At 45.9% G+C, this 13,283-nt stretch carries 16 protein-coding genes; 13 read left to right on the top strand and 3 right to left on the bottom strand.

Annotated elements, in window-relative coordinates; genetic code table 11:
- Positions 1-90 precede the first annotated feature (90 nt).
- The 7 genes from U1F02_RS02860 to U1F02_RS02830 are packed head-to-tail and all read left to right on the top strand — an operon-like array spanning position 91 to position 6,847.
- Complete coding sequence (locus tag U1F02_RS02860) at positions 91-495, top strand: type II secretion system protein (protein ID WP_409988833.1); 405 nt, start codon at positions 91-93, stop codon at positions 493-495.
- Positions 496-523: 28 nt separating this feature from the next.
- Positions 524-937 carry a Tfp pilus assembly protein FimT/FimU gene (locus tag U1F02_RS02855; protein WP_409988832.1) on the top strand — a complete coding sequence of 138 codons (414 nt, stop codon included), beginning with the start codon at positions 524-526 and terminating at the stop codon, positions 935-937.
- Entirely contained in the window at positions 927-1,397 is a 471-nt protein-coding gene (locus U1F02_RS02850; RefSeq protein ID WP_409988831.1) for a prepilin-type N-terminal cleavage/methylation domain-containing protein, read from the top strand. Before U1F02_RS02855 ends, U1F02_RS02850 begins: the two co-directional genes overlap by 11 nt.
- Positions 1,397-2,197 carry a type II secretion system protein J gene (locus U1F02_RS02845; RefSeq protein WP_409988830.1) on the top strand — a complete coding sequence of 267 codons (801 nt, stop codon included), beginning with the start codon at positions 1,397-1,399 and terminating at the stop codon, positions 2,195-2,197. Before U1F02_RS02850 ends, U1F02_RS02845 begins: the two co-directional genes overlap by 1 nt.
- Positions 2,187-2,687, top strand: coding sequence for an MSHA biogenesis protein MshP (locus U1F02_RS02840; protein WP_409988829.1), 501 nt, complete (start codon positions 2,187-2,189; stop codon positions 2,685-2,687). The genes U1F02_RS02845 and U1F02_RS02840 overlap by 11 nt, the downstream gene beginning before the upstream one ends.
- A gap of 3 nt (positions 2,688-2,690) precedes the next feature.
- Entirely contained in the window at positions 2,691-6,374 is a 3,684-nt protein-coding gene (locus U1F02_RS02835) for a DUF6701 domain-containing protein (protein WP_409988828.1), read from the top strand.
- Positions 6,375-6,424: 50 nt separating this feature from the next.
- On the top strand, positions 6,425-6,847 hold the full coding sequence (locus tag U1F02_RS02830; RefSeq protein WP_409988827.1) for a DUF2721 domain-containing protein: 423 nt from the start codon (positions 6,425-6,427) through the stop codon (positions 6,845-6,847).
- Positions 6,848-6,868: 21 nt separating this feature from the next.
- Here U1F02_RS02830 and U1F02_RS02825 read toward each other — a convergent pair whose 3' ends face one another.
- A complete protein-coding gene (locus U1F02_RS02825; protein ID WP_409988826.1) occupies positions 6,869-7,405 on the bottom strand; it encodes a glycine cleavage system protein R in 537 nt (178 codons plus the stop codon).
- Between the two features lie 82 nt (positions 7,406-7,487).
- Between U1F02_RS02825 and U1F02_RS02820 the strand changes: the two genes are divergently transcribed.
- Together U1F02_RS02820 and rlmM are read left to right on the top strand one after the other, a co-directional pair.
- Positions 7,488-7,721: a YheU family protein gene (locus U1F02_RS02820; protein ID WP_409988825.1), complete on the top strand. Its 234-nt coding sequence runs from the start codon at positions 7,488-7,490 to the stop codon at positions 7,719-7,721.
- A gap of 6 nt (positions 7,722-7,727) precedes the next feature.
- Entirely contained in the window at positions 7,728-8,780 is a 1,053-nt protein-coding gene (rlmM, locus tag U1F02_RS02815; protein ID WP_409988824.1) for a 23S rRNA (cytidine(2498)-2'-O)-methyltransferase RlmM, read from the top strand.
- A 9-nt stretch (positions 8,781-8,789) separates the two neighbouring features.
- On the opposite strand, the gene U1F02_RS02810 is transcribed toward rlmM, so the two are convergent.
- A complete protein-coding gene (locus U1F02_RS02810; protein ID WP_409988823.1) occupies positions 8,790-9,176 on the bottom strand; it encodes a hypothetical protein in 387 nt (128 codons plus the stop codon).
- Between the two features lie 110 nt (positions 9,177-9,286).
- Between U1F02_RS02810 and tusA the strand changes: the two genes are divergently transcribed.
- Entirely contained in the window at positions 9,287-9,526 is a 240-nt protein-coding gene (tusA, locus tag U1F02_RS02805) for a sulfurtransferase TusA (protein ID WP_409988822.1), read from the top strand.
- A 140-nt stretch (positions 9,527-9,666) separates the two neighbouring features.
- Positions 9,667-10,101, top strand: a complete 435-nt coding sequence (locus U1F02_RS02800; RefSeq protein WP_409988821.1) for a hypothetical protein — start codon at positions 9,667-9,669, stop codon at positions 10,099-10,101.
- 39 nt (positions 10,102-10,140) lie between these two features.
- On the opposite strand, the gene U1F02_RS02795 is transcribed toward U1F02_RS02800, so the two are convergent.
- A complete protein-coding gene (locus U1F02_RS02795) occupies positions 10,141-10,839 on the bottom strand; it encodes a hypothetical protein (protein WP_409988820.1) in 699 nt (232 codons plus the stop codon).
- 163 nt (positions 10,840-11,002) lie between these two features.
- On the opposite strand from U1F02_RS02795, the gene U1F02_RS02790 reads away from it, so the two are divergent.
- Positions 11,003-12,148, top strand: a complete 1,146-nt coding sequence (locus U1F02_RS02790; RefSeq protein ID WP_409988819.1) for a 4-phosphoerythronate dehydrogenase — start codon at positions 11,003-11,005, stop codon at positions 12,146-12,148.
- The gene (locus tag U1F02_RS02785; RefSeq protein ID WP_409988818.1) at positions 12,141-13,283 is read left to right on the top strand and encodes an ATP-NAD kinase family protein; all 1,143 of its coding nucleotides are present in this window, start codon (positions 12,141-12,143) and stop codon (positions 13,281-13,283) included. The genes U1F02_RS02790 and U1F02_RS02785 overlap by 8 nt, the downstream gene beginning before the upstream one ends.

The raw sequence follows: 13,283 nt of genomic DNA, 5'->3' as shown, positions 1-13,283 counted from the left end.
ACTGTCGACCTTGCTCTTGTTTTGATGTTTTAAGATTGGATTTAACTTTAATTATTAGTCGTTAACACACACTTGGTTTGGAGTCTTGCTATGAAAACTCAACAATCTGGTTTTACACTGATTGAACTCATCGCGGTAATTGTTATTTTAGGTATTTTGGCGGCGACAGCTTTACCAAAATTTGTGGATATGTCTGGCGCTGCTGAACAATCGGCTGTTGATGGAGTAGCCGCTAGTTTAACGAGTGGGGCTGCCATGAACTATGCAAACGCGGTTGCAATTAGCTCCGGTGTAATCAGCGGAACTCCAAAGGTCACCGTTGCAAAGTGTAGTGATGTTGCCAAAACTTTGCAGGGTGGAGCACTACCTTCAGGCTACAATGTGACCGGTACAGACACAGCAGTGGCAGCGCTGGGTGATGAAGCAAATTGCACATTATCGGGCAAGGGCTCTCCTCGCAAAACAGCTACCTTCACTGCAATTGGTGCTCCGTAGTTTTGACGTGTGATTCCGGTGAGGTTAAATGCACAAAGGTGAGCAGGGGTTTACTATTATCGAGTTGGTCACTGTTACCGTTCTAATTGCTATTTTGTCGGTTACGTTATTTTCTCGTATAGGTAATTTCTCCAGCACTGCTGTAAATGCAAGCCGCGATGACGTGATCGCGGCTTTATTTTTTGCGCAACAAACCGCAATGGCTCGTAGCAATATTCAACTTATCATCACATCCAATTCCGTAAGTGTTACAGAGAACGGCGCCCCTATTGTTGTTCACAATAAGGGCTACCCGCTAACACTCGCTTCGGGCGTAACAGCAACACCTGCTACTTTATCTTACGATAAGCTTGGCAGAACAACGGCAACTACAATTGGTTTGTCTTCAACCTCCGGAGCGAGCGCGAGTATCGTGGTAGAGGCGAGCGGTTATGCACATTAATGCCAGTGCTAAGCTCAACATGCAGCAAGGCATTAGTCTCATTGAGCTTATTGTTTTTCTGGTGATTGTAAGTATTGCCAGTAGTGCATTAATGGCCACTTATATCAACAGTGTTAGGAAAAGTGCAGATCCGATTATTGCTATACGGGCGCTTGAATTGGCGCAAGCGAGGCTCGATGAAATTCTCGCGCTTAAATACGATGCCAATACACCAACGGGCGGAATTCCCGCGTGTGATAGTTCGGCTGTTGGCGCGGCAACCTGTGATAATCTTCCTGATGCTGACATGAATGACGTCGACGACTATAACAATGTTACAGACACGCCTTACGCGGGCTACACACGCAGTGTAAGCGTTACAGCTGTGGCAAATAATCAAAAGCTAATAACGGTAAGCGTGACCGTTACTGCTCCTCGAGCCATGACTTATACGCTTGCAGCTTATAAGGCGAACTTTTAATGTTGCCCTTATCTTCGCCAAAATTTTCACGCGGATTCACCTTAATAGAAATTATTGCAGTGATTGTTGTCTTATCCATTTTGGCGGTTTTAGGTGGAAAATTTGTTGTTGAGTCCACCCAAGCCTATCAATCAACTCAAACAAAATCACGTTTAATTAATACTAGCCGACAAGCGCTTGAGCGAATGTCACGGCAGTTGCGCATAGCATTGCCTTATAGTTTGCGAATAACCAATAACAGTGCGTGCCTTGAGTTTTTACCAATTGCTAGCGGCGGAAATTACCCGGATTATGTTCCGGATTCCGTTAATAGCGCAGCCAAGAAAACGACTCTGGACGTTTCTCCGCACAGCATAGGTTTTGGAACGGCTATTTACGTAAGTATTGGAGCTATGGCTCCGGGAGAACTTTACGGTGCGAGTCCAAGTTCTTTAGCAACCTTAACATCTCGTTCTGTCAATGTTATTAATTTTTCACCAGAAAAAGGCTGGAAACAAAACTCGATTAATAAACGTTTTTATCTACTTGATAGGCCTCAGGCTTTTTGCATTGTGAACAATCAGTTGCGATTTTATGCAGATCAAGATGTAACAGCGGGCGAGGTGAATACAAATTCTGCATTTAGTTTGTTGGCAGAAAATGTTACGAGCCCTACGGTGCCCTTTGCGCTGACGCTGGGCAGTGAAAACCGCAATACAATCGTGCAATTTAATATCACTTTTGCGCAGGCCAATACTCTTAAAGGTGGCACCGAATCCGTAAACATGAATCACTCGGTGATGATACGAAATGTTCCGTAAAAATCTAACAAAGCAGCAAGGCTTTCTCATGCCACTGGCGATTTTTATCGTGGTGGTGATGGGCTTGTTTGCATTGGTGATTTCACGTAACTCCATTCAATCTGCAACATCCGTGACTTTGGAGTTTGTATCCACTCAAGCTTTTTACGCAGCGGAAAGCGGTGCTCAGCGGGGCATGCAAACGTTGTTTTTTCCTACTGCACCTGCGAATAACACGCGTCAGCAAGTTGATGGGCGATGTGTGGGTTTAAATACAACGCATACTTTTACGGTTCCCGGCTTAAATAAGTGTTCTGCTGAAGTAACTTGCAGCTGCAAATTTCAAGACGACTCCAGTTGCTCACCGATTACTGCGGCAAATTACACCGTCGCCGCTCTGCCAGCAAAAGCAACGAGCTACTATACGGTTACAAGTGTTGCTAGGTGTGGGTCTGGTAATTTGCGCGCGGTGCGAACAATTGACGCAGGTGCGTTTTTAATGCAGGAATAAATGATGAATCATTTTAAAAAATTTTTATTTTTGCTGAGTGTGTTGTTGATGTTTCCGCTAACGGCTAAGGCTGTTAATTATTCGTTAGTGAGCGGTGCGAGTTGTGGTAGTGGTAGCACATGCCCGGTGTGTAGTAACGGGACTTGGAGTGTATCGGGCGCAAATTTCACTTGTAGCGGCGGTATTACCTTGGGCAGCGGCGATACGGTTACCATTTCTGCGCCGGGTAGCATTACTGCTACTACCGCTATTGCGTTGAATAACAACGTTATAGGCTCCGCGACTAACACCATTAATTTAACGAGCACGAATAACACTATTACAACGACGGGTAGTTCAAGCGTATTTGGTTCTATCGCATCCAATGGTAGAGCCTTAAGTTTAACGGGTGGCAGCGTAAGCGGTTCGGTCACCAGTGCGTGTTGTGCTATTACAACCAATGGTACGGTTATTGGAGGCTCAATTTCAGCTCCGAGTGGAGCCATCAGCATAACCGGGGGCAGCGTAGGCGGTTCTGTCACCTCCGGGTGTTGTACGGTTACCGCAACCAATACCGTAATCAGTGGCTCTATATCGGCCAATACAGACATTACCTTTACGAACAGTACCATTGGCTCGTCCTCATCGCCGGTGAGCGTCACTACGACAAGTGGCGCTATTACGCTGAACACGTCCACAACTGGTTATGGCACGTTTACGGCGCCGTCCTGGTCCACCGTTTATGTGAATTCCGGCAGTACGGTTTCTGGAAGTTGTATCCCCAATTCCACACCTGCGAATGCGTGTAATTCCTCGCCTGTGCTGTTGGGGTCTTGGCGTATGGACGAATTGTCTTGGAACGGAACTGCCGCCGAAGTGAGAGATTCTAGCGGCAGTGGGAACCACGGTAGGGCGCGAATTGCAGCGGGTTCTACCGCTCTGCCATCAACAACTTCGGGTTCACCTGCTTATACCAACGGTGCGCAGAGTACCTGTCGCTACGGGGTATTCGATGGTACGACAAATGGTGTGACACGTACTTATGGCTATGTCGAGTTATCGGGTTTTCCATCATTACCAAACGGTTTTACCTTTGCTGCATGGATTCGTTCGAGCAATGCCAGCGCGCAGCATCAGCGAATATTGGTGCGAGATGATAACCAAAATGGCTGGGGCTTGAGTTTGGCGGGCGGTACCAGTCAACCAAAATTGCGTTTTTTTGCGCGAAATATTACGAATAATGGCGCCGTAACAGGGCAGGGCACAAACCCCAATTGCGGTGTTTTCTGTGTGGATACTGATCCGGTTATAGCTAATGACACCTGGTATTACGTCGCTTCTGTTGTTGATACCTCAGCAAAAACTGTCACCCTCTATGTTTACAACACAGCGGGAACTCTCTTGGCTAAAGCCACCGGCGCATACTCTGGAACCTGGACAGACGGAACCGGCACGGCTGCTATAGGTGGAGAGACTTCTGCCTCCAGTGAAGGGACGCAAACCTCGTTTCATTTTTTAGGCAATATAGATGAGGTTAATATTTATTCGGGCGCGTTAACCCAAACCAATATCAACACGTTGCGAACAACCGTAAGAACATGTCCCGCGCCAGATCACTATGAATTGGTGATGTCGGCCAATAATTTAAGTTGTTTAGGCGCGGATGTGACGGTGCGAGCTTGCGCTGAAAGTGTATCGCCCTGTACCAATATTGATTACAGCATTAACAGCAACGTCACTGTCGCTACCAACGCCGGTTCGCTTACAGCCACCACTTTTCCCTTGGTTTCTGGAAGTGCAACAACCAAATTGTTTTATCCCGCAGCGGCAGAAAATGCCACGGCGACAGTTACGCTTTCGGGTGAAGTCACTGCTGCAATTAATCCTCGTAGGTGCTGTCTGGGGGGCACTTGCACCACCAGTAATAGTTGTACCACCACCTTTAAAACTGCGGGTCTTATTTTTCCCGATAGCGCTACGGGTACTAGCGATAATATCGCCAACCAAGTCGCTGGTGTGACGAGTGCAACGGGTACCGCATATGTAAGAGCCTTACAAACCAACACAACAACCGGTGCTTGTACCGCACGTTTCACCACTCCTCAGACAGTGAAAATGGCTTATAAATGTGTTAACCCCGGAACCTGCATTTCTGGACAAACATTGACCTTAAATGGCACTGGAGTGCCCGCCAATGCAAACAGCGTAGCGCTTAACTCGATTGTTTATGGCGATGTTAATTTGAATTTTGATGCTAACGGTTCCGCCAGCATTCCCATCAATTATTCGGATGTAGGGCAAATCCAGCTGTTTGCGCAAATTATAAAAACGCAGACAGCGACCGATCCCGCAATTACCTTGACTGGCGACAGCAATTTGTTTGTTGTTAAGCCGCACTCCTTAGTGGTTCTGCCCATCACATCAAACCCTGGCACAAGCGATACTGGCTCGCGTTTTGTATCGGCTGGAACAGAGTTTCAGGTAAAGGTTGAAGCGCGAAATGGCGCTGGCTCCTTAACCCCAAATTTTGGTAAAGAAAGTATTCCTGAGGACATCACACTTAAAAATCTTACTCTTGTCTACCCCGCTGCTGGCGGCACAGCCAGCGCTTTAACCTTGGGGGAAAATTTTGCCGCAACCACACCCACGGGAACATTCGTTAACAATAAGGTGAGCTGGAAACAAGTGGGCAGTTTTACGGTTCAGGCGCGCTTATCCGACGACAATTATCTCGGTGCAGGTGACTTGGCTAGCTTGGCGACTAGTGCGACCGTGGGCAGAATTTTTCCTGACCATTTTCGCTTGGTAAGTTCTACCTTGGCTAACCAATGCGGCGCTTTTACTTACATGGGCCAACCCTTAAACATGAGCTATAAGCTGCAAGCTGAAGCAGTTGATGGAACTGTCCTGACTAATTACGGTGGTAATTACAAAACCGTTTTACCTACCTATGTTGCGGAAAGCGCTAACAACGGCACAGATCTTGGAGCGCGGCTTTCGCTCGACACTACGCCAACATGGGTGTCGGGCGTCTATGATGTTACTGCAGCAATAAAAACCCAATTTGACCGGGTTTCTTTGCCAGATGGACCCCAAACGGACCTGAAAATTGGTTTGTTTATGGACGATAAATTGGATTTAAGAAACGTCCAGAGTTTGGATATGGATGCATCAACTTCAGGTGCGTGCACTGCCAGCACATGCACCGCAAAATCAATCGGGGCAGCCTTGGATTTACGCTACGGACGTCTTCGTTTGGATGATGCCTTCGGCCCCGAGACCTATCCATTAGATGTTAATTTCGTCACCGAATATTGGGCGGGAAATCGTTTTGTGTTGAACACGGCAGATTCCTGCACACAGGTTCCGCGCTCGGCCATAACTTACCCCGCGGGTGCTATTTCTACCGATGTCAAGCGAACTGTTGCCTTATCGAGCGGTTCAACGCAAGGGATATATGCAAATTTAACCTCCGCCTATGTTGGATTTAATGCGGGCACAGCAGGCCAAAAATTCACTAAACCCTCTGCGGGTGGCACAGGTACGTTCGTTGTCTCGGTGGATACAAGTCCCTTGCCTTGGCTAAGCTTCGATTGGGACCAAGGTAAAACAACGGGGCCCGATGATAAATTACCAAACGCAACTTTTTCATTCGGTTCTTATCGCGGCCACGACCGCATCATTTACTGGCGAGAAAGATTGCAGTAGTTGGATTCTTTGTTAAGCTCAGAACCTTATTGATTGTTGGATCTAAATGTATGGAAATGACTACACCGAGCCTGTTGTTCCCAGCAATTTCTTTGCTGTTATTGGCTTACACGAACCGATTTGTGGTGCTGACGAACGTAATTCGCCAGTTAAGCAGCGTGGAGAATGCCGCGGCTATGGATTTGGTTCGTCGACAAATAGATAACTTGCGTCTGCGTATTCAGGTCATTCGCCGCATGCAGGCCTTTGGCGTTTTGTCCTTCGTGATGTGCACGCTCTCCATGTTTGCGCTCTTAATGAAATGGCCAGTCGCCGGTCAATTGTTATTTGCTAATAGTCTTATATTGCTGGTTATTTCACTGATGTTTTCGTTTTACGAAGTAAATATCTCTACCGAAGCAATCAACATTGAATTGGAGAAATTCGACGCGCGCGTTAACGCAGGGGAAAAATCCGCCGAAAAAGACGGTTAGTGCTTTTTCGGCTGGCTCTTCTTAATGGTGGACGTCTTCAGTGGGCGCTTCAAGGCGAATATCAACGGCGAGTTCATCTGCAATAGTGTCCAGCTGATCGTAAAGCTCATCCATATTGACTGATTTGGGCACTTGAATAAGGCCCGTCGCTTCAAACATAGGTTCGCCAGACCACGGCATACTTGAGCAAGCGGTTTCAAGCTCACTCATGTTAATATGGCGCCCGGCGAAAGCTTGCGCGATTTCAAAGATGATACCGGGGCGGTCAGCTCCAACCACACTGAACTGAAATTCTTTGCCGGCAGGCTTGATTGAATCAGTGGCTGATTCAACCACGATTTTTAAACCTTGATCGGCCAAATTACCTAAAGCTTCGCGTAATGCTGCTTCGTTTTCACTATCAATCGCGACTTGCAAAATACCCGCAAATTTTCCCGCCAAATGTGCCATGCGGCTTTCGAGCCAGTTACCTTGGTGTTTGGAAATAGTTTGAGCTAAAAGTTCGACAACACCGGGTTTGTCGTCGCTGAGAATAGTAAGCACTAATTGTGTTTGCACAGTTGTTTCCTTTTTATGATGGCTTGGCAATGAGTCCAAGGTTAACTTTCTCCAAGCTTATGAACAAGTAAAATATGAACCTATGATTATTCCCCATCAACAACTTTCTTCCGAGGCCTTGCAAGGCTTAATTGAAGAATTTATTACCCGTGAGGGTACGGATTACGGCGCAGTTGAGGTTTCGCTTGCGCAAAAACTCGATCAAGTAAAACGTCAGCTGGACCGTGGCAATGTCGTCATTGTGTTTGATCCTGCTTCTGAAAGCGTTTCCATATTAACTAAACATGATGCCAAATTAATGACATCTAACGAATAAGATTCTATGAACCATTTGTTTTTACATTGTCGCGCCGGTTTTGAAAAAGAATGCGCCGCCGAGATTACCGATTTGGCGGCAGAGGCGGGCGTTTATGGCTACAGCAAAACCAAAGATAATTCCGCCTATGTTGTATTTATTAGTCATGATCCGAAAGGCGCGATGCAAGTCCACGAACAAATTCGTTTTCGTAAATTAATTTTTGCTCGTCAGTGGTTCGTCACTCAAGCACCTATTAGCAACTTGCCGGTGAATGATCGTGTAACACCCTTGGTTGCTGCAGCAGAAACTTTTCCAGTCGCGCGTGAGCTACTTATTGAAACCGTCGATACTAATGATGGAAAAGAATTGTCAGGTCTTAGCAAAAAGTTTGCAGCGCCTTTTAGTAACGCGCTGAAGAAAAGCCAGTTATTAAATCCCAAAAGCCCATGGCGATTGCATTTGGTTTTTATCACGGGAACTGAAGCTTATATTGGTGTGAGCCTTTACTCGAACAGTTCGCAGTGGCCCATGGGCATTGCACGTTTGCGTTTACCCAAAGAAGCGCCGAGCCGTGCAACCTTGAAATTGGAAGAGGCCTGGCATCACTTTATTCCCGCTGCGGATTGGGATACGCGTTTGGCGTCGGGGATGCGTGCAGTAGACCTTGGTGCCGCACCCGGCGGATGGACCTGGCAACTTGTTCAGCGAGGAATGTACGTGGAGGCTGTGGATAATGGCCCCATGGACAAAAACCTGTTAGAAACTGGTCAGGTTCTGCATATATTAACTGACGGCTTTTTGTATGAACCTAAAAAGAAAGTTGATTGGTTGGTGTGTGATATTGTCGATAAGCCTGCACGCGTAACTAGCATGATTATTCGCTGGTTTGGCAAAGGTTATTGTCGAGAAGCTGTGTTTAATTTGAAGTTGCCCATGAAGCAGCGCTACTTGGAAGTTAAAAAGTGCGAAGAGCGAATTCTTAAGGAGTTATCGAGTTTGGGGTTTGATGCGAGCATTCAATTTAAACAGTTGTACCACGATCGCGAAGAGGTCACGGGGCATTTACGAGTCTATTAAATCACCCGGTCAGGCTGTTTTGTCTGACGCTGTGCGGTTTAACACCCATTCCGTTAATTTGGCCCAGTCTTCGATCAGATGTTTTAATTGGTTTACATGCTCGCTAGGCATGTCGTGATTATTTAAGGCTTGCTCGCCGATTTCAGTTAATGCAGAGACAACTTTGCCTATCGTATAAGCTGAAAGTGATTGGTAAATTTCCGCGTTGAAATACATTTCCCCAGTGTATGCACCGTGCAGGTTTTCGTAAGGTGCAACATGAATGTGTGTCAAGGCGTTGTTGATTGCGTTAGCCAAACCGGGATTATTGTTACGCAACAACCTAAACGTAAGCTCTAAGGTTTGATGGCTAAAAAAATCATCCGGCTGATGGTTTTCAATATGAATCCGAGACATCGAACCTTGTTCCCCGGTTATGAATGGAAGTCCATTGTTTTTTAATATCCTCAGTTTGAGTTTAGCAATTGATTGTTGTTTTGCCGGGTGTTTTTAGACGAAGAAATACTATGAATAGTGAAATCGATAAAGTTTTAGATACCACGGGTTTGCTTTGCCCGGAGCCCGTAATGATGCTGCATAAAGCCGTAAAAGATCTTCCAGAAAATGGAGTGATTAAAGTTATTGCAACAGATCCCTCTACCACGCGTGATATTCCCAAATTTTGCCATTTTTTAGGTTATGAATTAATTCGCCAAGAAGCTGACGAAAAGGAATATCTTTATTTCATCCGAAAAAAAACTGACTGAAATTTGGACATTGCTAAGTGCGCTAGTTCTCAATATCGCTTGTATTTATTTATATAAATTGACACATCAATAACTCTTCATTAGTTTCGCCCGCGCCAACGATTGGCGAGGTCTTTTTGAATAATTGTGGAGTATTTTTTGTGAAAAAGTTGTTGTTAGTTTTATCCTCCGTTGCTTTATTGAGCATGCAAGCAAGTGCCGCTGATCTTTTGGGTTCAATGAAGAAAGCGACTTCGAAAGTTGAGGAAACCCAAACCAAAGTAAATGAGACAAAAGCGTCTGCGAAAGATGCTGTTTCCTCCCCGGAGCAAGCGGCGTTGGGTTTGGTTAAAGCAAAATTGAAAACCGGTTCAACCAAAGAGCAAGTTAGAAAAGAACTTGGTGAACCCGTGGACGTATCTAATGGCGGTGAGTCTGAAGTGTGGTTTTACGACGTAAGCGCAGTTAATGCATCTTTGGGTGAAAAGGCGGCGATCGCTGAAGCCGTAGGTGTGAAGGTTCCAGGAGCTGATAAACGCGTAGCTATCAGCTTCAAAAGTGACAAAGTACACAATATCAAAGTTGCCGGTGAATAAAGCCGCAATCAAAAAAACCGCCCTAGGGCGGTTTTTGGTTTAAACGTCGTCAACCAATAAGGATATTGCAGCTAAGGCTTCCGGGTCCTGCGCTTTGATCTTGTTGGCGATTTGGTGCTGGAAAAAATACCGGAAGTTATCGTTGGTCTGTGCTGCGTATAAGCAGTCATCACCGGGTAAAACGGGTGTACTGACAACCTTGGTGTGGTCGGTCAGCATGCCGTAAATCGTCCCGTTGTGCAGCAGACGCCAGCTCACCACCTCAACCAAAGACAGGTGCTTTTGGCCGGGTGTTGCCAAGACGGCATGTGTGCCAATCATATCCGGCACTTCCTGAACCACGTCATCATCGTTCTCGCACTCAATTTCGTAGTATTCGGCTGCTGTTTCCAGTTCCACAACCTTATGAATCGGCGCTTCGAAAAACACTTCGTCAATCCCTTGGTCATAATAACCTTCAAAATGACCGTTTAGTGGATCGCACAAATCGGGGCAGGGCACAATATCGTTTAACCAAGGCACCAACCCCACCACTTCGCCGTTAGCGCGCAAACCCCAGCACAGGATTTTAAGGCTAAACAGTTTTTCGGAGCTTGTGTCGTTCGAGTAGAGCATTTCCAAGCCATCCAGTTCGGGGGCAAGGCGTATAAAGCGCTCATCATGCAGGGTTGAGAAAGTTTTGCCGGTGAAGAAATCCACCACATTGTCCATATTGTGGGTTGGGTTCGAGGTCTTCATAATGCCACCCCCTTAATACAAGCGGTTGGTGATAGCCTGCTGGACGCTGGCTGGCGGTAAGGGTGCTGTCGTAAACGCGACCCTTGAACTAAGTATATGCTAAAGATTTCCGGTACAACACCCTTTTATTGACAAAAAGCCCATAGCTTTGAAGAGATGATTTATGAAAATTTTGGCGGATGAAAATATCCCTTTAGTGCACGAGTTTTTTGAGTCAATGGGTGATGTGGTTACTCGTCCCGGTAGAAACATGTCAAACGATGATGCGCGTTCCGCATCTGCTTTGTTGGTGCGTTCGGTCACTAATGTTAATCAAAACTTATTGGAATCCAGTCAAGTTAGCTTTGTAGGGACTTGTACGATTGGCGTGGATCATTTAGATCAACAATGGTTGCAAAATAATCACATCACTTTCTCGAGTGCGCCGGGTTGTAACGCGAATTCAGTTGTCGAATATGTTTATGCCGCACTTTGTCATCTTGATGTGAATTGGCTTGATAAAAAATTCGGCATTATCGGTTGCGGTAATGTTGGTGGTTTGTTGTACCGACGTTTAAAACTGCAAGGTGTGGATTGCTATTGCTACGATCCTTTGCGTTCGAGCGAATCCAATCCTGATTTATGTTCGTTAGAGGAGGTGTTGAGTTGTGACATTATTAGCATGCACACGCCTTTAACGAAAGCTGGATCGCATCCAAGTTTTCATTTAATTGAGCTACCTGAATTACGCCAATTAAAACAAGGTGCAGTTTTATTAAATTGTGGGCGCGGCCCGGTTATTAATAATGCGGATCTTTTGCAATTCTTGGATGAACGCAAAGATGTACGCGTGGTCTTAGATGTGTGGGAGCCAGAGCCAGATATTTCACTGGAACTATTGGATAAGGTAGCCTTGGGTTCGCCACATATTGCGGGCTATAGCTATGACGGTAAGCTGAAAGGTACAGAAATGATTTACCAAGCTCTGTGCAAACATTTAAACAGATCTCCTGAGCTTAGCGTGAAAAAATTGGTCCCACCGTTGAAAAATAATCAGTTAGTGGCGGATTCACAATTGTCGACGTGGGAACAAATCAAACGATTGATCGCAGAAGTTTATTCTATTTCATCCGATGATCGGGATTTGCGTGCGCTCGCAACAGCCGCACGTTCTGGTCATGAGAACTTTGGCCTTGGGTTTGATAAGTTGCGTAAGTATTATCCGGTTCGTCGAGAATTTCACAATTATCAAGTGTTCGGCGCAGACAAAAAAACAGCCGAATGGCTCAGTGTTTTAGGTTTCGGTTTAGCAAGCTCTGCAAATGAATAAGTTTAAGTTAGGCGTCATTGTTAACCCCTTCGCCGGTGTTGGCGGTAGCGTGGGATTAAAAGGTAGCGATGGTGATGATATCCGCGCGGAAGCCTTTGCTCGCGGCGCGGAAACTCGTGCGCTAACACGTATGCAGCGCTGTCTTTCACTGTTGAAAGATTTTAAAAATTCTATAGAAGTATTTTGTTTTGCTGGAGATATGGGCGAGTTGCCGGCACGCGATGCGAACTTGAATTACCGTATAGTGGGTTGTGCCCAAGCAACTCCATCGGGTGCGGAAGATACCATTAGTGCAGTTAAATCTTTGGTCAGTGAATCTGTCGATATTGTTTTGTTTGCCGGTGGTGATGGAACTGCCCGTAACGTCGCTGATGCGCTGCAACAAATAGGTGCGCCCAATCAGGCGGTGCTAGGTGTTCCGTCGGGTGTGAAAATGCATTCGGGTGTGTACGCAGTTACGCCTGAAGCAGCAGGTGAAATTTTGTTGTGCTTGCTTAAAAAACAATTGGTCAACCTACAAGCTTGTGATGTGCGTGATATTGATGAGGTTGTATTCCGCGAAGGAAAAGTGAAAACGCGTTTTTATGCATCCATGTTTGCGCCAGTGCTCCCGCAGTTTTTACAGCAAGTTAAAAATAGTGGCGCCACTCAAGATGAATTGGTAAAGCTCGACATAGCCAACTATTTAATTGATAACCTAATAGATGATGCGCTCTATATTGTCGGTCCAGGCTCAACTACTCAGGTATTTCTGGAACAGTTGGGTATTGAAGGCAGCTTGTTAGGTGTTGATGTAGTTCTTAATCGCGAGCTGGTGGCGGCTGATGTAACAGCAACACATTTAGCTAATCTCGTTGCTGAACATAGGGGTGAAATTAAACTTATCATCACTGCTATCGGTGGTCAGGGTCATATTATTGGGCGAGGAAATCAGCAGCTATCTGCGTCAATTATAAAGCGTCTTGGGCGTGACAATATTCAAGTCATAGCGACCAAAGATAAAATTCTTTCGCTTTCAGGCCGCCCTTTGCTTGTGGACTCAAATGATCCCGAACTGGATAAATCTTTCTCTGGTTACCAGTCAGTCTTGGTTGGCTACGATGAATTTATCTTATACCCCATTGGTATTCAGTGA

Source organism: Cellvibrio sp. (assembly GCF_046347455.1).
Lineage (GTDB): Bacteria > Pseudomonadota > Gammaproteobacteria > Pseudomonadales > Cellvibrionaceae > Cellvibrio.
The sequence above is the reverse complement of the archived record's forward strand: the minus strand, read 5'-3'. Positions and strand labels throughout refer to the sequence as shown.

Excerpts from the sequence above, each read along its gene's own strand:
- U1F02_RS02790 (WP_409988819.1), top strand. The coding sequence starts at position 11,003 with ATGAAAATTTTGGCGGATGAAAATATCCCTTTAGTGCACGAGTTTTTT.
- tusA (WP_409988822.1), top strand. The coding sequence starts at position 9,287 with ATGAATAGTGAAATCGATAAAGTTTTAGATACCACGGGTTTGCTTTGC.
- U1F02_RS02820 (WP_409988825.1), top strand. The coding sequence starts at position 7,488 with ATGATTATTCCCCATCAACAACTTTCTTCCGAGGCCTTGCAAGGCTTA.
- U1F02_RS02855 (WP_409988832.1), top strand. The coding sequence starts at position 524 with ATGCACAAAGGTGAGCAGGGGTTTACTATTATCGAGTTGGTCACTGTT.
- U1F02_RS02860 (WP_409988833.1), top strand. The coding sequence starts at position 91 with ATGAAAACTCAACAATCTGGTTTTACACTGATTGAACTCATCGCGGTA.
- U1F02_RS02835 (WP_409988828.1), top strand. The coding sequence starts at position 2,691 with ATGAATCATTTTAAAAAATTTTTATTTTTGCTGAGTGTGTTGTTGATG.
- rlmM (WP_409988824.1), top strand. The coding sequence starts at position 7,728 with ATGAACCATTTGTTTTTACATTGTCGCGCCGGTTTTGAAAAAGAATGC.
- U1F02_RS02830 (WP_409988827.1), top strand. The coding sequence starts at position 6,425 with ATGGAAATGACTACACCGAGCCTGTTGTTCCCAGCAATTTCTTTGCTG.
- U1F02_RS02785 (WP_409988818.1), top strand. The coding sequence starts at position 12,141 with ATGAATAAGTTTAAGTTAGGCGTCATTGTTAACCCCTTCGCCGGTGTT.
- U1F02_RS02840 (WP_409988829.1), top strand. The coding sequence starts at position 2,187 with ATGTTCCGTAAAAATCTAACAAAGCAGCAAGGCTTTCTCATGCCACTG.
- U1F02_RS02795 (WP_409988820.1), bottom strand. The coding sequence starts at position 10,839 with ATGAAGACCTCGAACCCAACCCACAATATGGACAATGTGGTGGATTTC.
- U1F02_RS02845 (WP_409988830.1), top strand. The coding sequence starts at position 1,397 with ATGTTGCCCTTATCTTCGCCAAAATTTTCACGCGGATTCACCTTAATA.
- U1F02_RS02850 (WP_409988831.1), top strand. The coding sequence starts at position 927 with ATGCACATTAATGCCAGTGCTAAGCTCAACATGCAGCAAGGCATTAGT.
- U1F02_RS02810 (WP_409988823.1), bottom strand. The coding sequence starts at position 9,176 with ATGTCTCGGATTCATATTGAAAACCATCAGCCGGATGATTTTTTTAGC.